Origin of the sequence: Lysinibacillus sp. FSL K6-4013 (genome assembly GCF_038630435.1) — a bacterium.
In the GTDB taxonomy this organism is placed as follows: Bacteria; Bacillota; Bacilli; order Bacillales_A; family Planococcaceae; genus Lysinibacillus; species Lysinibacillus boronitolerans.
In genome coordinates, this window is sequence record NZ_CP152031.1 from 2,576,684 (window position 1) to 2,603,379 (window position 26,696).

Below are 26,696 nucleotides of genomic sequence, written 5' to 3' on the forward strand. Positions count from 1 at the left end.
TGAATTGACTAGCGTCCAACAAATCGCACCAAATTTCTACTGTATCGATACACATGATTTAGGTCGAGAGCAGCGAACAAGCTCCTATCTATTAATCGATGAAAAGATAGCTCTTATCGAAACTTCGGCCAGTCCATCCGTACCTTATATTATGGAAGGGTTACAAGAATTAAATATTGCAGTAGAGGATATAGACTATGTCATCGTGACACATATTCATTTAGATCATGCAGGGGGAGCAGGATTATTTTTGCAAAGCTGTCCCAATGCTAAATTAGTGGTTCATCCACGTGGCGCAGCCCACATGATTGATCCAAGTCGTCTTATCCGCAGTGCAAAAGGGGTTTATGGCGCTGAATTTGACCGTCTCTTTGATCCAATTGTGCCTATTGACGCTGCAAAAATTATTGAAGTTCATCACGAACAGCGTTTACAATTAGGTCAACATCATTTAACGTTTTATCATACTGAGGGGCATGCTAAGCATCATGTTTCAATGCTTTATTCCGCTACAAATGGCTTGTTTGTAGGAGATACGACGGGTGTTCGCTATCCAGAAATGGATGGGGAAGCAATTGATTTAATCATTCCGTCCACCTCTCCAAATCAATACGACCCTGAAACAATGGAACAATCCATAAAATTGTACGAAAAGCTACAAGCAAGTGAATTATACTTCGGCCACTACGGAGCTTATAAAAATCCAGCAGAAGCCTATCGCCAGGTGCGCTATTGGACACCGCTCTTTTTAGAAGAAGGCAGAAAAGCACAAGCAGCATCAAGCCAGTTCCAGGAACAAGTTCACTACTTAGATGCACGCTTAAAGGAGCTTTTATTCAACTATCTACAGGAAAACGGCATTCTTTCAGATCATCCTGTCTATCAAACCATCCCATTTGATACGATTGTGTCCGCAATGGGAATACTGGATTACCTAGAAAAAGTAAATGCACAGGTTCCACTCAAATAGGAAAAGAGGTGTCTCCAATGACTTTGGAACACCTCTTTTTTTAGTTTCGCTTTTAGTATTGGTCGAAGCGATCTTTTTTGGAAAATCCGCTCTCTTTTTTATCAAAATGCTCTAAAGTTTACTGTCTTTATACCTTTAAACGATCTAGAACTGCTCGAAAATCTTGTTGCTCCCCTACTTCACGAAATGATTGAAAGGGATTGCTCATTTTTTTCATGCGCTCCATGACAAAAGGAATCGTAAAAAGCTCTGGTGTAAGGTTTTCATTGACCTCCTCCCAGAGAAGCGGTGTTGCTACTAAACCCATTTCATTGCCTCGAGTGGAATACGGGGCAATGATGGTCTTGCCCTCTGCATGCTGGACATAATCTAAATATAATTTTTCATGACGATTCTTCTTTAAACGCTCAATTGTATATAAATTGGGCTTTTGCTCACATAAAAAGCGACAAACAAATTCTGTAAAAATACGTACCTCTTCATAAGTAAATGTATTTGCGGGTAAAGGAATATATAGCTGTAAACCTTTTCCACCTGATGTTTTGACAAAGGATTGTAGCTGAAAATAATCGATAATGTTCTTTAAATCAAGTGCTCCTGAAACGGCTAATGAAAAATCTTGTGCTGAGGGAGGATCTAAATCGAAAACAATTTCTGTCGGGTATGGAGAACGATGTGTTTGAAATGGAATGTGGAGCTCTAATGCCAGCTGATTTCCAAGCCACAATAAGGTTTCCAAGTTATTACACACGATATAATCGATGTCATCCATCACGGCTGTTGCCACAAAATCAGGCATTTTTTCAGGTCTACTTTTTTGATAAAAACTTTCACCTGGAACACCATGTGGATAGCGTATTAGCGTTAGAGGGCGGTCCTTTAGAAAAGGCAATAAATAGGACGATATATTTTGCAAATAGAACAAATATTGATCCTTTGTAATACCCATTTTTGGCCATACAGGCTTATCTGGATGTGTGATAGCAACGGAGTCAGGGATAGGATACAATTGGCGTTGCATGTGCTGCCAATGACACTCCTCAGGTAACAAATCTAATCGAAAGGCATGAAATCTAGGTTCCCGAAGCTTACTACCATCAAAATCAATACAGGCAATGTCAACACAAATAGAAGGCTCAAGTTGCCATCGCTCCTTTTTACGCAGTCCATTAGTCTGAAAGAATTTGACAAGTGTTTGATGCTCTTCCTCTGTCATACCATGCTTAAACGTAACAACTTCTCGTAATTGATTGTCCTCATAAATCGCACCATGGAAATAGCTATTGCTATGGTCATATTGGGTGACAATGACTGTGACATAACGCCAATTTTTTATCTTTAACCAATGTATTGATCGTATGTTTTCAAGCCATTTACTTGTTTTCTTCTTAGCAACAATGCCTTCTCCATTGTAAAGCTTTATGGACTGCCATAAGCTCTCATGCTCCTCACTACCATGTATGATTTGGATAGGCGTTGGATTCTCATAGTCCACGCTTGGCCATTTGAACTTCGTAGCAAGCTTGACCAATTGTTCTTTCCGCGTCTTTAAATAGCGGTTTTGGAAGGGTTCTCCTTTAAGGGTTAAAACATCAAATGCTAGATAGTGAAAAGGAAATGAATTAGCATGTTCCTGAATCACGTCTTGATTTTGCATTCTCCCCCTCTTTTGAACAACGGCAAAATCACTTTTATAATGATTGCGTAAATAAACTAACTCCCCATCCAAGGTAAGAGGTAAAAATGATTGAATCGATGCATGTATTTGCTGACAAAAAGCTAAAATTTCTGGAAACAGGTGATTTAAATTTCGACCATTTCTACTAATGAGCTGCGGCTCCTCATCCCAAATGAATAAGCAGCGAAAACCATCATATTTCGTTTCAAATAGCCATTCATCCCCATCAGGTATTTCGCTTGTTTCTGTTAAAAGCATTGGTCTCATTCCACAATACCTTCTTTGCTTTTTATCTTCAGTGTTTGAAGATTTCATTTTAAGATACATAAAAAACCTCAAAATACATCATAGTAAGAAAAACGAGGTGACAACAATGCATACAGTGTGGAAAGGCAGTATTTCCTTTGGACTGGTCAATATTCCTGTGAAACTACATGCTGCTACTGAAAATAAGGATGTCAAATTGCGCCAGCTTCACAAAGACTGCCATACGCCGATTAGCTATAAAAAGGTTTGTGAGGGCTGTAACCAAGAGGTAAAAGATGAAGATATCGTGAAGGCTTATGAATATGCCAAAAATAAATTTGTTGTGTTGGATCCAGAGGATTTAGAAAACTTGCGTAAGGAAAATGAAGATAAGGCTGTGGAAATTATTGATTTTGTGCAATTAACTGAAATCGATCCGATTTATTTTGAACGCACCTATTTTTTATCACCCGATTCGACGGGTGCCAAAGCCTATTCATTGTTACGAAAAACATTAGAACAATCAGGGAAAATTGGCATTGCTAAAATCATTATCCGTTCTAAAGAGCAGCTTGCCATCGTGCGTGTTTATCAAAATGCCCTCGTAATGGAAACAATTCACTATCCAGATGAGGTAAGGAGTATTGGCGATGTTCCAAACATTCCAAGTGAACAGGATGTAGTACAAAAGGAGCTTGATACAGCGCTTATGCTAGTGGAACAGCTAACAACTACATTTAACCCTGAAAAATATACAGACGATTACCGCAATGCTTTATTAGAACTAATTGAAGAAAAGAAAGCTACAAATACAATCGCTACAAGTGATAAACAACGTCCAATCCCTGAAAATGTCACGGATTTAATGACAGCACTACAGGCTTCATTAGAAAAAACGAAAAAGCCAGCTACAAGAAAACGGACAACACGGTCAAAGAAAAATGCCTAAGACAAGCGTATCCTGACATCGGGATACGCTTTAGAATTGTCGAAAATAGGAATCTAAATCCTTTTTGCGCTGAATCATTAAAAGTTTAGCCAATACAGCCTGTTGCTGTTGAAAGAATTTAGGTTTCCCTACCCGTTCAAAGCGTTTATTCCAACGAAACATTTTAAAGAAAATCGAAAAAGTTGGTTGATAATGAGCTTTTTCGATGCCCATTTTTTGTTTCATAAATCTTTTTATAATACGAAAGATCCGAATTTTATAAGGCGTATCGAGAAAGATAATGCAATCCGCTTGCTGGAAGCTATCAATAACCCACTCCTCTTGATGGATCCCCTCTATAATCCAACTGTTCGTTTGGAGAATGGTTTGTAAGTGCTCCTTTTTTTCTTCATCTGTTCTTGGAATATCCCCTGATTCCTTTCGAATCCATGCCACATTATCAAGCTCATAATAAGGAATTTGCAAGGTTTTAGATAATTTCCTCGCCAATGTCGTTTTTCCGCTGCCAACCGACCCAATAATATGTATTTTTTGTGGAAACGTTTTTGTCATTGAACCCCTCCTTTATATGTACCTTTATTATACAATAAATTTCATCTTACATAAGTTTTTCCGAGAACATAGGTTCCCAATTATGGTATGATGAAGGAAAAATAAGGAGACTCTTAATGCATGACAATACATGAGCAAATGTTGCTACAACAAATAGCTGGCCTCAGCATTGCCTATATAAAGGATGGTGAGCTTCAGAAGGCAGAGTGCTTTGGTCTATTAGAGGTCGGGAAAACTAACAGAATCAATACCGAAACCATCTTCAATGCCTGTTCAATTAGTAAACTACTTACAGGCATTTTAGTGATGAAGCTGGTCGAGCAAGGTATAGTGGATTTAGATGAGGATATTAATCAAAAGCTCACATCCTGGAAGATGCCAGATAATAGCTACACTCAGGCAAAAAAGGTTACATTACGACATTTGTTAAGTCATCAGGCCGGAATTATTGACCCTAAAGGCAGCTTCTCTCCCTTACATTCACTATGGCAGAGGCCTTCGATGGTTGACTTATTAAAAGGGACAACTCCTTATTGTCCCATACCAATCGATAGTAAATTTGAGGCTGAGCAAGAATTTCATTATTCCGATGCTGGCTTTTGCATTGTTCAATTGCTAATGGAGGATATAATAGGCTCAAATTTTTCAACACTCATGACAGACCTGATTTTTCAACCACTAGCCATGACAAATAGCTTTTTTTCTTCCGCAGTCCCAACTGCCAATACAGCAAGTGGTCATCAGAAAGATGGCACCCTAACAGCACAAAGATACCCTATTTACCCGTATGATGCAGCTTGTGGATTATGGACAACACCGTCAGATCTAGCAAAATTATTACAAGAGGTAATGCAGGCTTTAAAGGGAAAAGGTACACTTGGTTTAGCTTCAATCCATGAGCTAATTCGTCCTCAGGGCTGTAAGGAATGGATGGGCCTTGGTGTATTTCTTGATGGTGCTGGTGAGCAGCTTGAAATATCCTCGCTTGGCTGGGGTGTTGGCTATCAATGTATGCTAGTGGCCTATCCCCACCTAGACAAAGGCTTTGTTGCCATGACTAACACCGATACAGGCGTCCATCAAATGCAAGGTCTCTTAGGAGAAATCTATCGTTCCTTTATCCAATAAAGAAGAGGCTTGATTTAAGCCTCTTTCCTTACCTCATAATGCAGTTGTACCATTTGACCATATCGTTTTGTTTCCAATAGCCTTAAGTTTTCGAATGGACGTGGAGATGTAAACAACGGTATACCTGAGCCCAGTAAATGCGGTGTAAGCGTAATAATCCATTCGTCAATTAGCCGCTCCTGTAAAAAAGCATCTAGAATGGCCCCTCCCCCTACCATCCAAATCTTTGTGCCTTCTTGCTCTTTTAAACGTTGAGTAAATGTGATGACATCCTCTTGGACAAACGTCACATGCTCATTTTCCCCAGTTTGAGTTGTTGAGAAAACATAGCATTTTTTATCAGGATAAGGGAACGGATCAATGTGCTCTAGGATATAATCATATGTCCGTTTTCCCATAATGACGGTATCAATGGTTTGATACATATCAGCGTAGCCATTATCACCCTCTCCCTCGGTTTCCTCTAGCCACTGTAGATCATCATTTTCCTTGGCAATAAATCCATCTAAACTCCCTGCAATAAATACCAGTATTTCTCGTGACATTAGGTCAGCTCCTCTTCTTTTGAAAATCTCTTGTACAATCTCTATACTAACTATAAAACATGACAACTATTGGCATGATTAAATAAAAAGGTGAAAAAATATGACCAAAGCTAAACGATTAATTGATATTTTGTTATTTGTCAGTGCAAAAAAGAAATTTACAGCGCAGGAAATTGCCGACACCTTCCATATTTCCGTGCGAACGGTGCATCGTTACCTGTTGGATTTAAGTGATATGGGTCTACCCATTTACGCGGAACAGGGAAGATATGGGGGCTATACGGTGCTATCAAATGCCATTCTCCCCCCTATATTATTTACCGAGGAAGAAGCGGTCGCTATTTTCTTTGCATTCCAGTCTTTGCATTATTATCGTGATTTACCTTTTAATACTGAAATGCAGTCTGTCTCTCAAAAGCTGTATGAATCCTTACAGAAGGAAGCCAAGAAAAAGGTGGATACGCTGCAATCCTATATTGCCTTTTGGAACCCTAAAAGAGCCATTACAACACCACTCTTAACTGACGTTTTAGAGGCTATCATCAACCAATCACAATTGCATATCCACTATGAATCGAAGTCTGGTATGACCTCAAAGCATATCCAGCCTATTGGCGTGTACGCTCATGATGGCTTATGGTATATGCCTGCGCTACTGCTATCAAATGAAAGAATATTACTCTTCCGTGTAGATCGAATTAAAGGCATAAAAGTTGGTGAAGCAAACCATAAAACGACGATGAATTTGCAGCAATGGCTAGAAACTGACTATGAGCCTCAGCAGCCAATTCGCTTATATGTTGAATTATCAAGCGAGGGCGTTCGTCAATGTTTAAGTGAGCCCCATCTGGAAAAAGCGGTTGTTCGACATAGTGATGGAACAGGCTATATCGATACGATCATCGATCAACATGAGCTCCACTTTAATAGCTCCCTATTCTTTCGCCTTGGTCAACATGCGGTTGTCAAAGAACCGCAAGCATTAATTCAGCTTTTGCGTCAGCATGCACATGAGCTATTAGCGATTTACCCCGAGCCAAAAGAACCTCAATAAGATGACAATTTTGTCAGATTCACGTAACATTCATCGTTACTACTTTTGATAGAGCGTCCTTATAATTGGGTTTGAAGGAGGAGATTTACGTGCAACCGACCAACAGTAATAAACGAATTGATACATTAGATTATTTAAGAGGGTTCGCCTTACTAGGCATTATTCTAGTCAATATCCCCTCGTTAATGTGGATTGAACCACCTAAATTGGCAAACGATATTGCCTATAGCCGCTTTCTAACACTTTTTGTAGAGGGTAAATTTTTTATCATTTTTTCATTTTTATTTGGAATAGGATTTTATCTCTTTATTTCACGCGCTCGGGCGAGGGGTGAAAAAGCCTATGCCTTATTTAGCCGTAGACTTTTGATTTTACTGCTTATGGGGATTGTTCATTTTTATTTCCACCCAGGTGAAGCCTTAACAGTCTATGCTATCTTTGGCTTTATAGCCTTACCTTTTTATAAAATGCGCAAAGGCATCAATCTCATCCTTGGGTTCATCCTATTAGCCATCACTGCCTATTTTGGTCTAAAAATTTTAATGCCATTTCCACTAATTTTGCTTGGTCTAGCTGCAGGACAATATCATTTATTTGAAAATATCACATTACATCGATTTAAAATCAGGTTAGTGACGATTGTAATGGGCTTGATAAGCATGGTTAGCTGGTTTTATCAATGGCAGTATGTCCCTGAACCCCTTATCAACATCCAACATTTGCCCAAGGATCAGCTAGCAGCTCATATTACTAATATCGAGCAATTTTCATTAATTGGACTACAGTTTAGCCCATTCGCTTCTGCCTTTTACATGGGAACAATCATCCTATTATTACAAAGTACTTTGTTCCAGCGACTATTGGCACCATTAAAAGCATATGGGCGCATGGCCTTGACTAATTACTTGGGGCAAACCGTGCTCATTCTCTTAATTGGCCATGCTTTCGGTTTAATCGGACAACTTCGCTATCTTGAATCTTTGTGGATTTGTCTAGGCATTTATGTTTGCCAATTGCTCTTTAGTAAGCTATGGCTATACTTTTTCCGCTTTGGCCCAATGGAATGGCTATGGCGAATCGGGGCATATTGGACAATTCCTCCCCTACGACAAAGAAATAAAGATTATTTATTGTAAAGGATAAATACCTATCAGCTTGGTGGTAAACATCATATATTGGTAATGTACCCTACTCGCTTTCCATCTTTGCTCATATCTTCAGCAAGAAACACATCCCCATTTTATTTAGTCACCAACGTGACTAATTTAAAAACAGCGTTAATCATTGTTAACGCTGTTCAGACTGTAGACAAAAGCCATCGAGAGGTTCACTCTCGATGGGCTTTTGTCATTTTTCTTCCTATTTTATCTTTAACATTTGGTAATATACTACCAAATTCAACATACTCTTCGAGCATAGCTACCTTCTTAAGCTGCCTGCCACGTCCAAGTAGCCAGTTTCTTTAAATTCATGGCAGCAAAAGTAAGCATCGCCTGCATGGACAATTTTTTTAGACCTCGTAAGGTTGTCCATCGCATACCATGCTTTTCTTTTGCATCCGCAAATACACGCTCAATCGTTTCTTTGCGCTTTGCATAAATCTGTTTGATGTCATAGGAATGGCGTAAATGTTCAGCTTCTTCCACATACGACTCCCAAATATGGCGTTGAATGAGTTTTTGATGATGCTTACTTTCTGTACATTGGGAAAGGCTTGGACACTTCGCACAAATCAAAGGATTCGATTTATATTGACGATACCCTTCTTTAGTCGTTGTCGTATACTTCAATATCTGTCCTTGTGGACAAAGATAACAATTATAGTGCTCATCATATATATACTCATGCTTTCGGAAGAATCCATCTTTCGTTTTAGGACGTGTATAAGGAAGAACAGGCAACATTTGATTCTCTAATAAAAAATTCGTAATCGCTGGTGTTTTATAGGCTGCATCTGCCGCAACAGCTAATGGTTTTTGAACGTTTTCAATGACTTTTTCCACAAGTGGCTGTAATACATGACTATCGTGCACATTTCCCGGAGTTACAATGGCACCCAAGACAAAGCCCTTTTCATCTGTCGCTGCATGAAAAGAATACGCAAACTGTTTCGTACGTTCATCCTTCACGTAATAGCCACTTTCAGGATCTGTCGTGCTTTCCTTTATTTCTTTCCATTCTTCCTTTTCAAACTTCTCCGGGGGAAAGGGCTTTTTTCCGTGTTCCTCACGATCCATATTTAACTCTAATTGAAGTTTCTCTTCATAAGCCCGTGTTTCTTTTCGCACAACTTTTTTATCATACTTTCGTTTATTCGCACTCGCTTTCACATGCGTAGAATCGATAAATAAATGGTCTGCATGGAGGAGTCCTTGATGCATAATCTCTTTTAATATACGATAGAATATCTGCTCAAATATATCAGTGTCTTGAAAGCGACGGACATAATTTTTACCGAAGGTAGAGAAATGCGGGACTTCTGTATGGAAGCCAAATCCTAAAAACCAACGATACGCCATATTCGTTTCAATTTCTTTGATGGTTTGACGCATGGACCGTATACCAAAAACGTACTGAATAAACGTCATTTTAAAGAGAACAACAGGATCAATACTAGGGCGTCCTTTAGCAGAGTAGAGGTTTTCTACTAAAGGATAGATAAATGAAAAATCAATAGCCGCCTCTAGTTTTCGTACTAAATGATCTTGGGGAACTAATTGATCAATCGTTAGCATTTCTAATTGTTCACGTTCATTGATTTGATTTTTCGTCATCATGGTTGATCACCTCGAAAGTGTACTTTTTATCAATAATTCTTTATGTAGAAGTTGATTGGAACGAAGGGTGGCGACTCCTGCGGGAAAAGCGGGAAAGTCGAGATCCTGGACTGAGCGAAGCGAGGGAAGCAGCTCGACCCCGCCCGCGGAAAGCGTCCGCCCGTAGTGGAAATCAACGGCTTTACTTTATTTTATTGTAAAAGAAAAAAGACTGTAGGCAAACTCAAAATTCATTGAGTTTGTCTACAGTCTGAACAGCGTTAATCATTGTTAACGCTGTTTCTTTTAATTTATTAAGTCTAATAAGAAATAAACGTGAATCATGCGGGTACTTTGTGGGGAATAGATAATTGAATGCTAATTAGGAGATAAACATACAAGTCACTGGATTTTATAATCCAGTGACTTGTATTCATTGCAGTTATTTTTTTCACTTTCAAGCGGGTATGTCTCTTCATCTTGATAATTGGTTCACTGTACTAAATACGGGTTAAAGCGCCATCAGGTTTTGGAATTTCTTGAACTGTTATTTGATTCATTTTACAAAAATGTTTAAAGAATTGTTGTGCCAATTCTCGTTCTTTTGGGTCACTTTTCAGCGCAATGATATCAAGTAAAATTTGAGCCATCCATAAATTTTCGAAATAACGATATTTACCTGTCTTCCATGTCATCTTTTCGGGGAATTTTTCATTGATATAATATTGCCAGAAAAGCAGCTGATCCGATTCCTGTTCTGTCAGTTGAATTCTGTATTTTGAATGAGCAGGAATATGTCCATCTTCACACAGTTTACCAACAAAATTTTCATTCACCATATAGACACCTAAGATGCGTCTATCTTTTTCAAGCTGACTGGAATCTCTTGCTGTTAAAAGGACAGCGCTATTTTGATGCAAACGGCTCGGCTTGTTTGGGTTTCCTTTGTTATTACCACTCTTTAATATGCCTGAAAAAACTTTCCACTCTGAAAAAGAACTATTCTGTTCTTCTGTGTCACACCAAAAAACCATTTGTGATGCGGGATGAAGTTTATGGTTATTCATAAGTTTTTCGTGTTCCAAGCGAAGTACTAGTTCTTTCCGTTGTAGTTTTTTTTCCTCTTCCTTCTTCCATTCTTCTTCTTGTCGTTCAATTTCTTTTTTTTGTATAATTTCCTCAAGTAACTTAGCATCACTTTTATCATGTATTTTTAGGTGGTTTCCAAATACATCAGGGAAAACAAACCTTTTATTTTCCGTTGCAAAATGGATTTCAATACTCGAATCATTTTGATTAACTATACTACCTATGCCAAAACGCTTGTGTGTAACTTTCTTATTAATTAGATTCATTAATCTAGTCCTCCTTATGGAATAAAAACTAAGTTACTATTAGATAGTAAATTTTTTTCATTAACTTCCTTTAAAGCATACATAACGGTTTTGATTTTTTTCAGCTTATAAAAGGAAATTAAAAAAACGTATCCAAATTCTTTCTGCAAAATAGGACATCGGAATTCGAAATACATTTATAAAAAATTATCGTAAGACTATTATAACATTTTTTAATAAAATTACAAATTTATTATTGACAATGCATTTTACCATGAGTTAAAATAAAATATTTATTCTCTACCGGGTCTAAAAATAGCTGTAAAATAAAGTCCTTCAACTTCTGGAAAACGCCTCAAAAAATCCAACTTTCCGTTGTTGCAAACATAAGTGACCTTTTTTATACAAGGTATGCCAAAAAGAATCTTCACCTGCTACTTATCCTAAGCATAGAATGCAAATAATACCCTTTTTTATAGGGAGGATTATATGAAGCAAAATAAAGGTAATCGGAATAGTGAGGGATTGGAATCCGTGAGTCATGCAGCTAGGCTGGCTGTCATTGCGGGGGCGATTACAACACTCGGAGACGCTCTATCGACCATTGCGGCTGGTCTTGCCCTAGAGGATGAGTTGAAGGAAAATGAAAATAATAGCAATGAAATTGACAAACTACAAAAGCAAATTGACGAATTAAATTATGAAATGAAACAATTAAAAAGGATGTTACGTTAATACAGATCTGTACACAAAAACGACAATACCACATGGATATTGTCGTTTTTTAGGCTATTTAGCAGCCCAAAGTTCAATCTCTATTTTAATATCTGGTAGCCCTAATGCAGATATATAGGCAATTGTCATAGAAGGATAAGAATGACCAAACATCATTTCCCATTGCTGATCGAAATGATGCCAATCAATCTCCTCTGTCGCCCATATATTCACTTTTACCACATGAGAAGCATCCAATCCCTCAGTTGCTAAAAGCGCTTCAATATTTTTAAATGTATTGATCGTTTGTTCATTTAGTCCTACAGGCAGTTGATCATCTTGACCAACCCCTATTTGTCCAGAGAATGCATACATTGTTGCATCTTTCGGAATGATTGTGATGTGGCTATATTTACCAACAGGGCAAGGTACCTGCATTGGATTTTTACGTATTATGTTTGTTTTCATATTCTTTTCTCCTTTAGGATCGTATTTTTCTAAAAAAGGGCAAACTTATCCCTCGCTCATTGATTTTAGAAAAAAACAGCTGTGGAGAACCCTATACCCATGCTTAAAAAACGAATAGCTCTTTTTTTCATGTGAATTCTCCTCCTTGTTCCTAAAGTTATATTCACCTTACCATTTTTATCCTAGACGATCAATGAAATACCAAAACTATTTTTGCATGTCATCGATTATTTCTCAGGCAATTAACTATTCAACCATAGCCATCACAACATATATATAGTAGTGTAAAGCTATATTAGCCTTACACCTCCGAAATTGTTACTAGGGTCACTCCATCCCAAGTGTCCCTTTAATAGAACTAGGTACCCCTCATTGGCGTACCTAGTTTTTTGTTTATTTTGGGGTCGTGCCGTACTTATGTTGGCTAAGATTGCTTGCAGCTTTTATCTCTAATCAATCGTATTTTTTTAAGCTGAGGTGTAGAATTTTTCTGCTGAAAGATACCATAGCCAATATATGACCTATAAGAAGACCAAATGAGAAAATATTTAAATATAATTACACTCATCACACTTCCCTAAAGTAATCATTTTGCATTAAGCTCAAATATTAGAGATTCTTTGTCTAAGACATTGTTTATACAACAAATATAGAAATGAATGCTATATGCAACAAAAACATACTAACATTAGTAGTACAAACCAAGGCCATGGTTTGTGCTACTATTTTTTTATAGTAGAAGTGAAGAAAAGCCGACCAGCCTCTGGGACCATTTGTGAGTCCGTATATAAAACCGGCTACCTTCATGCCCTTATATGAATCAGCTTAGTATGTTGGGTCCTAAGAGATCGTGTATAAGAAAGTGGAATCGATAAGGTACTGTGAAGGCTTCTATGATTGGTCAAAAGGAGAAGAATGAGATGAAACATGTCATTGCGTTAGATGTCAGTAAAGGAAAAAGTACCGTTACGATTTATAATAGTCATCGCCAATGCGAGTTTGAAGGTGTGCTACATCATACACGGGATGATTTTGAGAGGTTACACGAACGAATGGAAGAGATGACAAAGCAAGATGGACAAGCGCCAGATATCGTATTTGAAGCAACAGGCATCTATTCAAAACCTGTCGAAGCTTTTTTCAAAGATTACGGCTATGCATACTGTCGCATGAATCCACTTGAAGCGAATTTACAGATGGCAACGATGCGTCGCAATAAAACCGATATCAGTGATGCCCATGAACTCGCAAGAACACATTTCAAAATGGAACGCGAAATAACGTACATACAAGACGATTATTATGAACAGATGCGTGCATTGACTCGTTATTACGATGAAATTGACGAAGAAATCATTTTACTCAAAAGTAGAATGCATGCCATTTTACAGCTGAGTTTTCCAGAATTAGAAAAGTTGATTACACCGAATTCAGCACTATTTTTAAATATTGTACAACTATATCCGCACCCCGCACTTTTACAGGCCCATTCAAAAACGATTATTAAAAATCGTTTAAAGGTCAATACGCGAAAAAACCTATCGCTAATGCGTGCGGAGGCTAAAGCTATTACATTATTAGAAGCAGCTGAAAATAGTTACCCAGCGATTAAATCCACAGATATTCGTTGTGATCAAGCACGAGATTACGCAGCTCGCATTGCGGATTTACTAGAGAAGAAAGCAACGCTTGTGAAACAGATGGTGGAATTGTCAGAAGGACGAAAAGAATATCTAGTATTGCGTTCGATTCCTGGGATTGGCGATTCAACGGCGTGCCGATTAATTGGAGAGATTGGTGACATCCGCCGCTTTCAAAACGCGAAACAACTGAACGCTTACGCAGGCATTGATATTATGCGGTACCAGTCTGGGAATACGCAATATCGAGACAGGATTAATAAACGAGGAAACAAACATTTACGGAAGATTTTATTTTTTATGGTATGCGCCATGCTTATGGCAAAAGGAAAACCAAATCATTTTGTGGACTATTACTATAAATTAAAAAAGCAACCTCAGAGGAAGCCTCATAAGGTTGCGATCATCGCCTGCATCAACAAGTTTCTGAAAGTGACATTTCAGTTACTGACGCGTGGCATTCTTTACGATTATGAGTCCGCACTACCAGCTCAGAAATCGTAATCACCTATATAGAACTATATCATAATGACCTTTCGAAAAAAATAAAAATCGTCAGGTCTTTTTGGCGTATCTAAAAAATGAGTGTGAAGTGGTGAGAGATATCCTTCACTACTTCACACTCATAAAAATAGAAATTATTCTCTAGATAAGGTTGACTAATCGTAAGAAAGAGGCTGGGACAGAACTAGCTTCGAATAAGGAGAAAGGAGAATTTGAGTTCGCTCAAATTCTCCTTTCTCCATTTTTTACTATTTAATTTTATATGTTCTTGTTTGTTGGCCGTGTATTTTCGTAAATTCACGGCCAGTAATGCGAGCCCCATTTCGTTTTCTACCTTCGATTTTCCTCGTACAGAAAATCGAGTGAAACGCAAATTAGCCTTCAAGAATCCAAAAACTGGCTCCACGTCAATTTTGCGTTGACGATAAATGGTACGCGTTTTTTCTTCTGAAAGCTTTGTTCTTATATATTCTTTTTGTTGTTCCCATTTTTCATTCACCATCATTTTTCGATTGGTGCCTTCTTTTGCTTTTGTACATGATGAACGGAATGGACATCCTGAACAGTCCTCGCATTCGTAGATGTTGAACGTATGTTGGAAGCCTGTCCGATCATTCCGTACAGTTTGATTTTTCCATTCGAGACGTTTCTGATTCGGGCATGTATAGGTGTCTGTTTCTTTATCATATGGCCAGTTATCGGTGTTAAATTGGTTTTGTTTGTACTTTTTCTTTTGCTCCTTCTCATACATGGTATAGGGAATCAGTGCTTCTCGTTTTCTGTTCGAAAGGATCTCCTCATAGTTTTGTTCACTACCATAACCTGCATCTGCGACAATGTATTGCGGTAACTCGAAATAATGCTGCTCGATTTCATTTAGAAATGGAATGAACGTACGTGTATCCGTTGGGTTCGGAAAAATGCTGTAGGCAAGCGCATACTGACCTTCTGTTGCGATTTGTACGTTATAGCCTGGTTTTAGTTGTCCATTCTGCATGTAATCGTCTTTCATTCGCATAAACGTCGCATCTTTGTCCGTTTTTGAATAGCTGTTGCGTGTGTCAAAAATCTCAAAATCTTTTTCGTACCTCTGCTTACGAATCAGCCAGTCATGTACTTGTTTTAACAGTTGCTTTGGCGTTTTTCGTTCACTACGCAGCTGTTTCCGCATCCCGACATCATCCGTACTATCGATTTTTTGTGTATAGTCCTCGACCACTTCCTCTAACTTTTCAGCGATTTGCGTGAGTTCTTCCATAGAAAGCTGCTCCTCATCTTCACGTTGCAATGCTGGTATAATTTGTTTTTCAAGTAGCTCATTATACAATTGATTCGATTTTTCAACGAGATTGTGATGATGTTTTTCCACTGCTTTCTTCCAAACGAACGTGAATTTATTGGCATTTGCTTCAATCTTCGTACCATCAATAAAAATGGCCTCTTGATCGATGATTTTTTCTTGGACAAGCTGGACACGGAACTGCACAAAACACTGGCGAATGAGCTCTTTCATATCGGGATGAACACGGAAACGATTGATCGTACGGTAGCTTGGTTCATACCCTTGGGCCAGCCACATCATCCGTATACTGTCTTTGGTTAGGTCTTCTATTTTACGGCCAGAGAAAACCGATTGCGTGTAGCCACATAAAATAATTTTAAGCATCATGCGTGGGTGATAAGATGGGCAACCTGTTTGGCGTTGAAAGGAGTCGAAGGTTCTCTCAGGAATACTTTCGACTAAATGATGGATGGCAAAAGCAATATCATTTTCTTGTAATGGAACTTCTAAATCTAGAGGCAAAACTAATTGATTCATGTTATAATTTTTGAACATAAGGATCCTTCTTTCCTGTAAAATTTTGTGTGGTAACTTTATTTTATCAGAAGTGGTCCTTATTTTTATTCAATAATTATTGAAAGCCGTTGAAATTTTACTCATCGTAAAATTTCAACGGCTTTTTCAGCTCAAAGGTGGGTTTTGTCCCACCCTCTGATTAAGAGATAAAAATATGAATCCCCCCTGTAATCACACTTATTGCGGCTATTGTCATATGGATTGTTCGTAAGCTTCGATTTTTTCTATTGTTGAATAAATTCGTTCCTATAATAGCAGTAATTAACAAAAGAATAATTACAATCAAGCCCATAATTCCTTCATTCTCCAATTCACCCTCATTAAAGTACATGATTAGCCCATGACCAATACCTAGCAACAATGCCATTGTGCCAAAAAGAATATGATATCTACCTATTAACTTTGCTACGGATAAATATAGCCCTTTAGATTGTGGGAAAGTACGAGTTACAGACTTCAAGAAAGTTCTAATAGGAAAAATCATACCCGCTGCACCAATTCCTATGAATGTACACCAACCAATTAATTCACCAAGGTCCTCATAACGCCCTTCTTCGTGTTGTTGTCTACCGTTACCCTCATCATACTCATCTTTTCCTTCAAAAATATCATCAGCATAAATGGGATTTACATCATACAAAAAAAACATAACTACCAATACTATCCCAAACATTTTTAAATATCGCATAGGAGATCTCCTTCCATATTGAGGTTCAACATTAGTCTAAGCAACCAATATGAAAAAAATCTGAAAAACGGTACTAGAAAAAATTACGATATTTAATTTAAATTTCTTTTTTGGCTTAGAATAAGTAGAAGATTGGTTGCACAAAAAATTCAGGTGGATTTCATAATGTTGTTATAAATTAGTTATATTGAATATAAAAAAGGTAGGAGGAGCTTCGTTGAAAATACTGATAGCAGAAGATGATAATCGATTAAGAAAAAACATTGTTCACATCATTCAAAAAGAATTTCATCAGGTGGATGCTGTAGATAATGGTCAGCATGCATTAGAATACATACTGTTTCATACATACGATCTAGTCATTTTAGATTGGATGATGCCAGAAATAAGCGGTATTGATGTGTGCAAAGAAGCTAGAAGAAATGGTTATGAAGGTGGCATTTTAATACTAACAGCAAAGGATGATTGCAATGACATCATTTGCGGATTAGATGCAGGTGCTGATGATTATGTTGTTAAACCATTTAAAATGGAAGAACTCTTAGCGAGAATACGTGCCATTTTAAGAAGAAAAAATAAATCCATTCATCAAATCATTCAAATTGATGATTTAAAGTTATATTTGGATTCCAGAACACTTTTTAAAGATAATCAAGAAATACTATTAACTAAAAACGAATTTTTATTGTTAGAGTACCTTTTTATCAACAAAGGCATCATTCTTACTAGAGAACAAATTTACACACAAGTGTGGGGCTTTGATCATGAAATGACTAACAACAACCTTGATGCGTTAGTAAAATTAGTTCGTAAAAAAATCGATCATAATCGTCCAAAATCCATTATTGAAAACATTAGAGGAATAGGATACAGAGTGAGGTAGCATGTTTAAGAAAACTCGTAAAAAACTAACTTTATTTAACTCCATTAATTTTATAGGCTTTTTCTTTGCTTTTCTTATTATTCTTTATTTTTCATTAGTTCAACTAATGAATTACCAACAAATAGAAGAATTAGAAACTTATTATAAAGAACAGTACCATGACTTTTTTGAGCACAAAAATGATAATGAGGTGAAATTAGAATTCAATCCAAATGGTATGTATTTTTACTATGTTTATACAAAAGATAAGATTCTAGTCCACGGTGACGAAAACTATCAAGGTTTATTTAAAGATATAGAAAAAATCATTCAAACGGAAGACCCTTCTAAACGTTTTGTAAAAAATATAAATTGGCGCGATAAACATCTTTTAATTTTATCGAAACCCATTCAGCCGAACGATGAATTTATTGGATATATTGTTATAGGCAAATCGACCACATCACAATATCATTTTTTTCAAAAAATGATATTACTGTTTATTGTTTTAATTATTATTTTTACGATAATAATTGGATTCTTAAGTTACTACATGGCAGGAAAAGCCATGATCCCCATTCAACATGCACTTGAAAAACAGAAAAGCTTTGTTTCAGATGCTTCTCATGAGTTAAGAACACCGCTAAGTGTATTTTATAGTTCACTCGATATTTTAGAAACTGATGAAGCTAATAATATGAGTGATTTCGGTAAAGAATTGATTGAAGATTTAAAGCATGAAGCAGAGTTAATGAAAGAGCTATTAGATAAACTATTATTTTTAGCCCGACATGACAAAAATCGTATTCATTCAACTAAAGAAAAAATCTCCTTAACAGAGTTGCTACTAACGATTAGTAGGAAGTTTAAAAGAGCGTTACCGAAATCAATCGTTTTCGAAACAGAAATCCAACCTAATGTTGAATTTATTGGAAATTCAAATAATATAACTGAATTAATTTATATATTATTAGATAATGCCGCTCAGTACACACAAAGAGGATCAATCTATCTAAAGCTTTTACAAACTGATAAAATGATATATATCTACATTGAAGATACAGGCATTGGGATTTCTAAGGAAGACCTCCCTTTTATTTTTGATAGATTTTTCCGGAGTGATGCAGTGAGAAACAGAAACGGAACAGGACTAGGACTTGCTATAGCTGATTCTATTGTTCATGATCACGGAGGAACATTCACAGTTCAAAGCGAATTGGAAAAAGGTACAACATTTTGTATTCAATTTCCTCTTTATACTAAAAAGTAGGCTCTTCATCATTACATGATGGATAAACCATAGAATGGCATTACATGTATCAGTAGTGCCATTCAACTAGTTTATTTTTTTGAGCTACTTTGGCAGTCTAGCTAACATGGAGAAACTGCCTTTCATCCATTCAAGCACCGCTTACTTGCTAACCCCTTGCTTTTGATCTTTCTTCTTAAACCCATCACTCATCAACCTTACAAGTAGTGCGGTAATTATAACCATTACCGTACTGCTATAAAATAAAATTACCAACATTTGATTAGAGTCAGTACCAATGAATAGTCCATGTATAAGTGATAATATCCAAGCAGGTAAAACAAGAAAATGCATCTTCTTCCAAAGTGAGAAGTTCATTTTATTTATCCATATATCTGATGTTAAAAGAACTATTAAAAATAAATAAAAAGCTATGGTTCCTAGCCCAGACAACAATGCCTGATAGTTAGCGCTAAAAGGTAATACGATTTCAGAAATAGTATAGGGTTCGTATTGATCAATCATTAGTAAAAGTAAATGTACAATAACAGTTATAAATCCCATCCATCCACTCATTTGATGTAATTGAAAGTATAAGTTTTTATTGGACTTGAGAGTAGGAGATTTCCTTAGTAAACCAAAAAAAATTGACATACTGAAGTAAAAATAACTTAAAAGCCCTAATAATCGAATCCATTCCCAAGTACTAAATAACATCTAATTTTTCTCCTCCTTTCAGCCAATATATACTTCCATCATCTTTTGCTATTAGGCAAGCACAAGGCATCTGTATTTTGTCAAACCATACTTGTAATTCTTGTTCATTTAATAAAAAAGCCAGTTTTGTTGCTACTTCTGCTTGACATAATGAGTTTGTTATTATTGTTGTTTGAAGGATAGGGCTAATGATTACCTCTCCGGTTCTTCCATCTAATAAGTGATGCTTTTCTTTCCCCTGCTGTTTCCAACTTCTGAATATACGATTCGATGTGGCAATTGCACCATTTTGAATTCTAATTGAACTGATCTCTTCGTGTATATGAGATGGATGAGCAATCCCAATGGTCCATGTCTTTTTGCCTGACGACCACATTTTCATATCTCCACCACCATCTACAATTCCAAACTCTGGAGAAACCTGTCTAAGCCAATCAGCTATTTTTTCAACTACGTATCCTTTGGCAAATCCACCTAAATCAATTAATTGATTATCCGTTTTTAAAACTTCATTGTGATCCAAAAAAAGAAATGGCTTATTTGTCTTTTTTTCTATTTGTATTGGCTTATACGTTGATTCTTGAAAAGGAAAGGATCGATCATACCCATGTTGTTCTAAATGTAATTTTAAATACGGAGAAAATATATTATTAGTTAATGTATAATAGTTGTCTGCTGCTTTTAAACAATCATATAATGCAGGAGAAATTCTACCTATTTCTCCTACCTTTAGTTGATTAATTTGATTTAACTCATTATTTGGCTCAAATCTCGACCACTCTCTTGCAACGTATTGCAACCATTTCACCACTTTGTCTTTCCAATCCATTTTTTGTGTTCCAGCAATTTCAATATAAAAGTTTGTATTCATCGTGTTTAATGATAAGGTATCCAAGCAATTTCAACTCCACTTCAAACTAAGTTTAGGATCGTTTGGTAGTTCGATCGGTACGAATTTTATTTTGTTGTTGTAGTTGATTCACTCCAACAATTTCAAAATTTGTCCAATCTAATTGAACAAGTTCCTTTTCTCGGTCTGACATTTTTTTTGATTGTTCATTTGTCAAATTTAGATCAGCTATGTTTATATCTGATGGAACATTATTAAATTGCGTTAATAGTAAAGAAGATAATATTACTCCAGAAGTGCCTAATATCCATTTAGCTTTCTTTTGATCTTTCATTCAATCATCTCCCTTTTTTATTTTAATAACTTCAATACAACAGCGTTATTCATTTCTTGCCATTCAGCCACATAGCCTAAACCATTTGAAATTACACTAATTGGAACATATATATTATCATTCAAGTAAAATGTAACAGCTGGTATCGGTGTTTTTATCTCGTTATAGTACACTACATTTGTCCCAGCACGAAAAATTAGTTCTGTACCAGCTTTATTAATTTCTAATATTTTACTATTATCATAATTAACTACTTTTGCACCTAAAAGTTCAGCAACAATTTTACCTGGCACATATATTTCACCATCTAAAGGAATCAAGTAAAGTGACCTTGTATTATTATTATTTTCTAGTTTTAATTGAATTTCTTTCGCTTCTTTTAGGGGTAACTCTCCTTTATTTACATAAGTAGATCTTGTCCAAATATTCCATGTATTACTATTTGTTTCAGGGTATCTTTGGTCATAATATTCATAATCATCCTCTTCTTTATAATAATCATAATCATCATCTTCCTCGTCATCATCATAATCATCATTGTGCTTTTTATGAACATCACCCTCGTATTTTTTATAATCTTCTTCATCATCCGCATTTGCTATTTTGGCATCAACAAATGGCCAAATTAAACTAATAATTAGAAATATTTTGATAATCCTCATTTTTTCAGCTCCTTTATGTTATTTCCATCTTAATTAAGCTAAATGAAAAAATACTGAAAAAACAAAATCATTCATTAAACAAATCCATTTTTGTTTGGATAGAGATAGTTAATTTTCTGAGAGCATTTAAATAGCATTATTGATTGAAATCAAAAAAATTGCCTTCTGCAAAAAATAGAAGGCAACTTCAGTATTTTTCTAGGCTTTTAGGACACTCTCCCATAATACCTAGTACATTTAATTAAACTAAATATATCGAATTGCAATTTGTACCCCTGAAATGTTGTCACAAAAGAAATTAGTAATATTATCTAAAGATTTTGTTTTCATAAAGATAGTCATAGGAAAGGTCAACAAACAAATATTCATGCTCGTTGATGGCAATGGAGAATGTTCTTGTAATTTCCCCTGTTTCAATATCCCGATACAATTCAGAGATTTCCCCACTTTGATCGTTGCGCATTTTGATAATCGTTTGAAGGAAATAAGGGCGCCAGCTCCAATTTTTATTGATGGCACGTGGCTGTAGCTCCCAATTGCCATCAATGCGCATAACGTTAGGCGTTAACTGGAATCCATCCTCATTACAAATATAAAGACGGAAGGAGTAGTTATCCAATAATTCAGCTAAGTACTCTAAATGGGAGACATTGTCGCTTGTTGGTTTCACACGGTGAACAATTGCCTCTAATTCCTCCCTTAATTTTTTCAGCTGCAAATATTGCGCCTCTAGCATTTTCTTTTCAGAAGTAATAAATTGCTGGCATTCTTTTTTAAAGCGTTCCTTTAATATATCCTTATCGACAAAAGTCATAGCTGGATTTGCTAGGTATGGCCCTTGATAAAATCTACCACCATTTTTCCAAGCAAATTGTAGCTGATAAACCGTTTCAATATCCTCAAATAATAGATTTGCTCCAATTTTATAAGCAAGGCTACCAATGGCAGAAATCATGTCCGATTGAGCAGACCAAGAATCATAATTTAAATCACGTGTATTGACCTTTAAGATATGTGGTGCCAATAGCGCAATATGCTCTAAATGACTTTCGGCTCCTACTTCCTGAACGGCAATTTTCACCCCAAACGTCGTAAAATAGCGTAGGGCGTGATGTAATTTGTTGATATCCCCTATAAATCGATGCTCTGATACGACAAGTACGATACGCTGTAAATCTTTTTCCTCTATATATTGTTGGATAATATTAAAATGACTTTCACCAAAATCTTGCATTAATAAATTTGGATTGCTTGGAATATAAATATCAATTTCTGAAGCAATTTCATCAATTTTGGCTAATGCTGCATGTAAAATTTTATGTTCCATATCAATTCGATATTCTTCGGGAATATCTTCATTGTTGACAAAATCTTTCAAATTAATTTGCTGACCTTGAATTTGTAGATATCCGGAAATTTCGTAGGCAATCACCGTATGCGCGTCTGCGCTAAATATCGGTTGATAATACCCATGTATTTGATCTAAATTTGTTAACACTTCAATTGCGTCCATCATCGAAACCTCCAATATGAATAACGTTTTCATTGTTATTCAAAAATAACATTACATTTATCATGACTAGCTCAAAAAATGCTCTCTGACTGTATAATAAGTTGTTTAAAGTAAAATCGCAACTTCACTTCCCAAGATTTTTGGCCAAGCCGTCCTAACCTTTAACCATCATAAATGCCAGTATGTGATTTTTATCAATGCTAACGACTTTCCATCTTGCAGCTTTATACTTTTGTCCATCCAAGGCTGTCTCTCTTATTTTATTTCTCCCTTTAATCTATGCAACTCGACGCAATGACAGCCGTGATAATGGATGATTATTAGCCTATACCAGCCAATTAATTCAGTCATTTACCCAGTATTTATGGACAATTTTATGAAAAAACAGTATCCCAAAAGGACAACAAGGCTCCTACTGGCATACTGTTTATTATTATTCAGACATAAAGAAATACCAAATCAGAGCGATTACTGCTAATGATAAAATAACAGCAATCGTTACGCGAAGCGGTGAAATAGGAGCATTTCCGCCAACTCGACCCGTTTGTCCATTCACCATAAAGCGGTAAATCTTCTCCTTATAGCGGAAAGAGGATAACCAAATCGGTAACATTAAATATTTGTATGTAATATCATCATGGTTTGTGGAAAAGTATAGATTGGATACTACATCTGCACTATTTTCCCAACGAATTTTGGACGTAATCTGCGCATGGAGGTGATCATGAATTTCATTTTTTGCTTGGTTCCAGCCATCCTGCAAACCAACACTGTAACGCTCTGATAAAAATCCAGCTACATATTGTGGTTTATAGGCCTTATTATTAAGAAGATTAAATGGTTCAATTTTTCGCATCATGTCCCGATCATAGCGTGTTGTGGCACTCACTAAATGATCGTCTATAAACTCCTGATAAAAACCACTTGTTGAATACCAATCTGTTTCAGTATGCGTTTTACCATCTTTATCCGTAACTGTTCGATGTCGTCCATATCTTGCGGAGTATCTGGAGCTTGTTTTTGAGTCAAACGTCCAATACGGGAGATATACCCCTTTAAAGGCATCAGGCTTGGCATTTATTTTGGCAGCCTTTGGTGTAAACCATCGACCTTTGATCCATTTCTGAAAATGTTCTCCTGCCTGCTTATCCGTTACTTCAAAAGCACATACGCCATTGGGAGCAAGCGTATTTTCAGCGCTCGCCTCCATGACCTGATTTGAGCCGCAGTAAGGACAACTGTCAGCAACCTGCAATGCATCATAAATTGTCTCAGCCGCACAAGCTTTACAAATAACTGTTTTCTTCTCCACGCCCCAATTGAAATTTCCACGCTCCTCTGCTTTTAAGAAGTCCATTTCCTGAGCAACCTTTTCCTCTTCTTGCTCAGGGGCTGCAATTTCAGATTCAAATCCACAATATGGACAAGTCAGCTTACCTGTAGCAGGATTAAACTCAATTGATGCACTACAGGATGGACATTCCGCATCAAAGTCAAGCTTTACTTGTTTGACATTTTCAACTTCTTGCGTTGACATAGGTCATCATCTCCTTACTTGACATCCTTTTCATCAAAAACATCGCCGCATTCTGGACAGAATTTAGGCGGATTGGCAGGGTCCTCTGGTGTCCACCCACATTTATCACATGCATAGAGTAAAGCTTCAGCTGGTTTTTTAGAGCCACACTCGCTGCAAAACTTTCCTTTATTCACCGCCCCACATGTACATGTCCAGCCCTCTTCCGCTGGTTTTGCGGCGCCGCAATTCGAACAGAATTTGCCCGTGTTGTCATGACCACATGCACATGTCCATGTACCAGGTGCATTGGCTGATTGATTTTGCATCGCAGCCTGAGCCATTTGTGCTTGCTTATTTTGCTCATTCATTTGATATAGCTGACTAGCATTGACGCCACCTGCTTGTGCAGCCATATTCATCCCCATGAAGCCTGCCATAGCCCCACCATCATTGTTAGCAGCCGCAATCATCGCTTCTGCCTGAGCGCCTGTTAAATGGGCAGCAGCCATACCTGGATCACGCATGACCGCATTGCGTTGCAGTTGTTTTATCATGGCTTCGTCTTCCTCAGAAGCCTTAAGGGTACTAATCCCAAATGACACAACAGCTAAACCACGTGTAGCAAGCCACTTTTCAGATAATACCTTATTGAGTGCGTCTGCTAACGCAACCGTATGCGCAGGTATTTCACTATAACGAACGCCACTTGCTGAAATTTGCGCAAAGGCTGGCTGTAACGCTGTCATTAATTCTGATTTTAACTGGCTATCAATGGCCTCTCGCGTAAATTCACGCTCTACATTTCCACATACATTTGTATAGAATAATAATGGATCAATAATTTTATAGGAATATTCACCATGGCAACGAATGGCAATATCGATATCTAATCCGATATTACGATCAATCACACGGAATGGAATTGGTGCAGGAGTACCATATTTATTGCCAACTATCTCCTTTTTATTAAAATAATAAACTCGCTGATCTTTAGCAGGTTCGCCACCAAATGTAAAACGCTTGCCTATCTGTTTAAATGTTTCCATAATGCCATGAGATAAATCTGAGCCGTACATAATCGAAGGCTCTGTTGATGTGTCATAGACATATTCCCCAGCCTCTGAAGAAAACTCTACAACCTTCCCCTGCTCAACAATCATCATACATTGCCCTTCATTGATGGCAATAATAGAGCCATTACTAATAATGTTGTCATTCCCCTTATTTGAACCTCGTTTAGAAGTGCGCTTAACACCCTTAGTTACTAGCACATCTGAGGATAAGGCCTCACAATAAAAATACTCACGCCATTGATCCTCTAAAACACCTGTTAATGCCCCAACGCCTGCTTTTAATAAACCCATAAATATTCCCACCTTCACATTGATGTTTAGCTTATTTTAACATCTCTTCATACTATGTAATACGCAAAATCAGACAAATTGTTTCATTTTCTTCTGATCAACTAAAAAACGAGAAGCTCCGATGATATAAATCACCAGAACGTTCTCGTTACATTTTGTATTAGGCAAAGGCAGCTATTATTACAAGCACCCACGCAACAATAAATAACATGCCACCAATTGGCGTAATCGCACCTAGCTTTTTCACACCTGTCACGGCAAGCACATATAAACTACCAGAGAAAAATACAATCCCTGCAAACATCAAGTATACTGCCCAAGAAAGCAGACTAGAGCTTCCTAAAAACGCCTCATTGGATAGATTGCCAAGGGCTAGAATCCCTAAAGCATGATACATCTGATATTGCACAGCCGTTTCCCAAATGGCTGCATAATGCGGTGAGGCAAACTTATCCTTGAGTGCATGTGCCCCAAAAGCACCTAAAACAACACCAAGAGCTGCCAAAATAGCGCCTAAAGCTAAAAACATTTCCATCTATTGT

General features: G+C 36.9%; 24 protein-coding genes and 1 pseudogene. 9 read left to right on the plus strand and 16 right to left on the minus strand.

The features are described 5' to 3' along the window. The first annotated feature begins 4 nt into the window (after positions 1–4). Positions 5–970, plus strand: a complete 966-nt coding sequence (locus MHB39_RS12770) for an MBL fold metallo-hydrolase (protein WP_342543967.1) — start codon at positions 5–7, stop codon at positions 968–970. Positions 971–1,097: 127 nt separating this feature from the next. Here the strand turns inward: MHB39_RS12770 and MHB39_RS12775 are convergent, their stop codons facing one another. Further along, positions 1,098–2,915, minus strand: a complete 1,818-nt coding sequence (locus MHB39_RS12775; protein WP_342543969.1) for a DNA ligase D — start codon at positions 2,913–2,915, stop codon at positions 1,098–1,100. A 106-nt stretch (positions 2,916–3,021) separates the two neighbouring features. Here MHB39_RS12775 and MHB39_RS12780 point away from each other — a divergent pair, with 106 nt between their 5' ends. Further along, positions 3,022–3,843: a Ku protein gene (locus MHB39_RS12780; RefSeq protein ID WP_312125877.1), complete on the plus strand. Its 822-nt coding sequence runs from the start codon at positions 3,022–3,024 to the stop codon at positions 3,841–3,843. Between the two features lie 30 nt (positions 3,844–3,873). On the opposite strand, the gene MHB39_RS12785 is transcribed toward MHB39_RS12780, so the two are convergent. After that, the gene (locus tag MHB39_RS12785) at positions 3,874–4,395 is read right to left on the minus strand and encodes an AAA family ATPase (protein WP_342543971.1); all 522 of its coding nucleotides are present in this window, start codon (positions 4,393–4,395) and stop codon (positions 3,874–3,876) included. A 120-nt stretch (positions 4,396–4,515) separates the two neighbouring features. Here MHB39_RS12785 and MHB39_RS12790 point away from each other — a divergent pair, with 120 nt between their 5' ends. Beyond that, positions 4,516–5,523, plus strand: a complete 1,008-nt coding sequence (locus tag MHB39_RS12790) for a serine hydrolase domain-containing protein (protein WP_342543973.1) — start codon at positions 4,516–4,518, stop codon at positions 5,521–5,523. A 14-nt stretch (positions 5,524–5,537) separates the two neighbouring features. Here MHB39_RS12790 and MHB39_RS12795 read toward each other — a convergent pair whose 3' ends face one another. After that, positions 5,538–6,068 (minus strand): dihydrofolate reductase family protein, encoded by a 531-nt coding sequence (locus tag MHB39_RS12795; protein WP_312125870.1) that lies wholly within the window; start codon positions 6,066–6,068, stop codon positions 5,538–5,540. A 100-nt stretch (positions 6,069–6,168) separates the two neighbouring features. Between MHB39_RS12795 and MHB39_RS12800 the strand changes: the two genes are divergently transcribed. Together MHB39_RS12800 and MHB39_RS12805 are read left to right on the plus strand one after the other, a co-directional pair. Then, complete coding sequence (locus MHB39_RS12800; RefSeq protein WP_016992192.1) at positions 6,169–7,122, plus strand: YafY family protein; 954 nt, start codon at positions 6,169–6,171, stop codon at positions 7,120–7,122. 89 nt (positions 7,123–7,211) lie between these two features. Further along, positions 7,212–8,258, plus strand: coding sequence for a DUF418 domain-containing protein (locus MHB39_RS12805; protein WP_342543978.1), 1,047 nt, complete (start codon positions 7,212–7,214; stop codon positions 8,256–8,258). A gap of 291 nt (positions 8,259–8,549) precedes the next feature. Here the strand turns inward: MHB39_RS12805 and MHB39_RS12810 are convergent, their stop codons facing one another. Beyond that, a complete protein-coding gene (locus MHB39_RS12810) occupies positions 8,550–9,899 on the minus strand; it encodes an IS1182 family transposase (protein ID WP_339280244.1) in 1,350 nt (449 codons plus the stop codon). 479 nt (positions 9,900–10,378) lie between these two features. Further along, complete coding sequence (locus MHB39_RS12815; protein WP_342543981.1) at positions 10,379–11,233, minus strand: malate synthase; 855 nt, start codon at positions 11,231–11,233, stop codon at positions 10,379–10,381. Positions 11,234–11,701: 468 nt separating this feature from the next. On the opposite strand from MHB39_RS12815, the gene MHB39_RS12820 reads away from it, so the two are divergent. Continuing rightward, positions 11,702–11,947 carry a hypothetical protein gene (locus MHB39_RS12820; RefSeq protein WP_258859175.1) on the plus strand — a complete coding sequence of 82 codons (246 nt, stop codon included), beginning with the start codon at positions 11,702–11,704 and terminating at the stop codon, positions 11,945–11,947. 54 nt (positions 11,948–12,001) lie between these two features. Here MHB39_RS12820 and MHB39_RS12825 read toward each other — a convergent pair whose 3' ends face one another. Then, a complete protein-coding gene (locus MHB39_RS12825; RefSeq protein WP_342543983.1) occupies positions 12,002–12,394 on the minus strand; it encodes a RidA family protein in 393 nt (130 codons plus the stop codon). A gap of 920 nt (positions 12,395–13,314) precedes the next feature. Here MHB39_RS12825 and MHB39_RS12830 point away from each other — a divergent pair. After that, the gene (locus tag MHB39_RS12830) at positions 13,315–14,538 is read left to right on the plus strand and encodes an IS110 family transposase (RefSeq protein ID WP_258860335.1); all 1,224 of its coding nucleotides are present in this window, start codon (positions 13,315–13,317) and stop codon (positions 14,536–14,538) included. A gap of 155 nt (positions 14,539–14,693) precedes the next feature. On the opposite strand, the pseudogene MHB39_RS12835 reads toward MHB39_RS12830, so the two are convergent. Both MHB39_RS12835 and MHB39_RS12840 read right to left on the minus strand, forming a co-directional pair. Continuing rightward, a pseudogene (locus tag MHB39_RS12835) lies at positions 14,694–16,375 on the minus strand (IS1182 family transposase). 160 nt (positions 16,376–16,535) lie between these two features. Further along, positions 16,536–17,084, minus strand: coding sequence for a hypothetical protein (locus tag MHB39_RS12840; RefSeq protein ID WP_342543986.1), 549 nt, complete (start codon positions 17,082–17,084; stop codon positions 16,536–16,538). Between the two features lie 217 nt (positions 17,085–17,301). Between MHB39_RS12840 and MHB39_RS12845 the strand changes: the two genes are divergently transcribed. Both MHB39_RS12845 and MHB39_RS12850 read left to right on the plus strand, forming a co-directional pair. Beyond that, complete coding sequence (locus MHB39_RS12845; protein WP_036076407.1) at positions 17,302–17,967, plus strand: response regulator transcription factor; 666 nt, start codon at positions 17,302–17,304, stop codon at positions 17,965–17,967. Between the two features lies 1 nt (position 17,968). Then, positions 17,969–19,216 (plus strand): HAMP domain-containing sensor histidine kinase, encoded by a 1,248-nt coding sequence (locus MHB39_RS12850; protein ID WP_342543987.1) that lies wholly within the window; start codon positions 17,969–17,971, stop codon positions 19,214–19,216. 141 nt (positions 19,217–19,357) lie between these two features. Here the strand turns inward: MHB39_RS12850 and MHB39_RS12855 are convergent, their stop codons facing one another. From MHB39_RS12855 to MHB39_RS12890, 8 genes are all read right to left on the minus strand, one after another. After that, the gene (locus tag MHB39_RS12855; RefSeq protein WP_342543988.1) at positions 19,358–19,912 is read right to left on the minus strand and encodes a ferric reductase-like transmembrane domain-containing protein; all 555 of its coding nucleotides are present in this window, start codon (positions 19,910–19,912) and stop codon (positions 19,358–19,360) included. Continuing rightward, entirely contained in the window at positions 19,902–20,807 is a 906-nt protein-coding gene (locus MHB39_RS12860; RefSeq protein WP_342543989.1) for an FAD:protein FMN transferase, read from the minus strand. Before MHB39_RS12860 ends, MHB39_RS12855 begins: the two co-directional genes overlap by 11 nt. A gap of 28 nt (positions 20,808–20,835) precedes the next feature. Then, positions 20,836–21,096, minus strand: coding sequence for a hypothetical protein (locus MHB39_RS12865; RefSeq protein ID WP_036076411.1), 261 nt, complete (start codon positions 21,094–21,096; stop codon positions 20,836–20,838). A 17-nt stretch (positions 21,097–21,113) separates the two neighbouring features. Further along, positions 21,114–21,758: a copper amine oxidase N-terminal domain-containing protein gene (locus tag MHB39_RS12870; protein WP_342543991.1), complete on the minus strand. Its 645-nt coding sequence runs from the start codon at positions 21,756–21,758 to the stop codon at positions 21,114–21,116. Between the two features lie 307 nt (positions 21,759–22,065). Further along, complete coding sequence (locus MHB39_RS12875; protein WP_258859178.1) at positions 22,066–23,271, minus strand: EAL-associated domain-containing protein; 1,206 nt, start codon at positions 23,269–23,271, stop codon at positions 22,066–22,068. A 433-nt stretch (positions 23,272–23,704) separates the two neighbouring features. After that, entirely contained in the window at positions 23,705–24,808 is a 1,104-nt protein-coding gene (locus MHB39_RS12880) for a hypothetical protein (RefSeq protein WP_342543993.1), read from the minus strand. Positions 24,809–24,822: 14 nt separating this feature from the next. Further along, positions 24,823–26,154 carry an SPFH domain-containing protein gene (locus tag MHB39_RS12885; protein ID WP_342543995.1) on the minus strand — a complete coding sequence of 444 codons (1,332 nt, stop codon included), beginning with the start codon at positions 26,152–26,154 and terminating at the stop codon, positions 24,823–24,825. 160 nt (positions 26,155–26,314) lie between these two features. Continuing rightward, entirely contained in the window at positions 26,315–26,689 is a 375-nt protein-coding gene (locus MHB39_RS12890) for a DUF423 domain-containing protein (protein WP_312125843.1), read from the minus strand. Between the last annotated feature and the right edge of the window lie 7 nt (positions 26,690–26,696).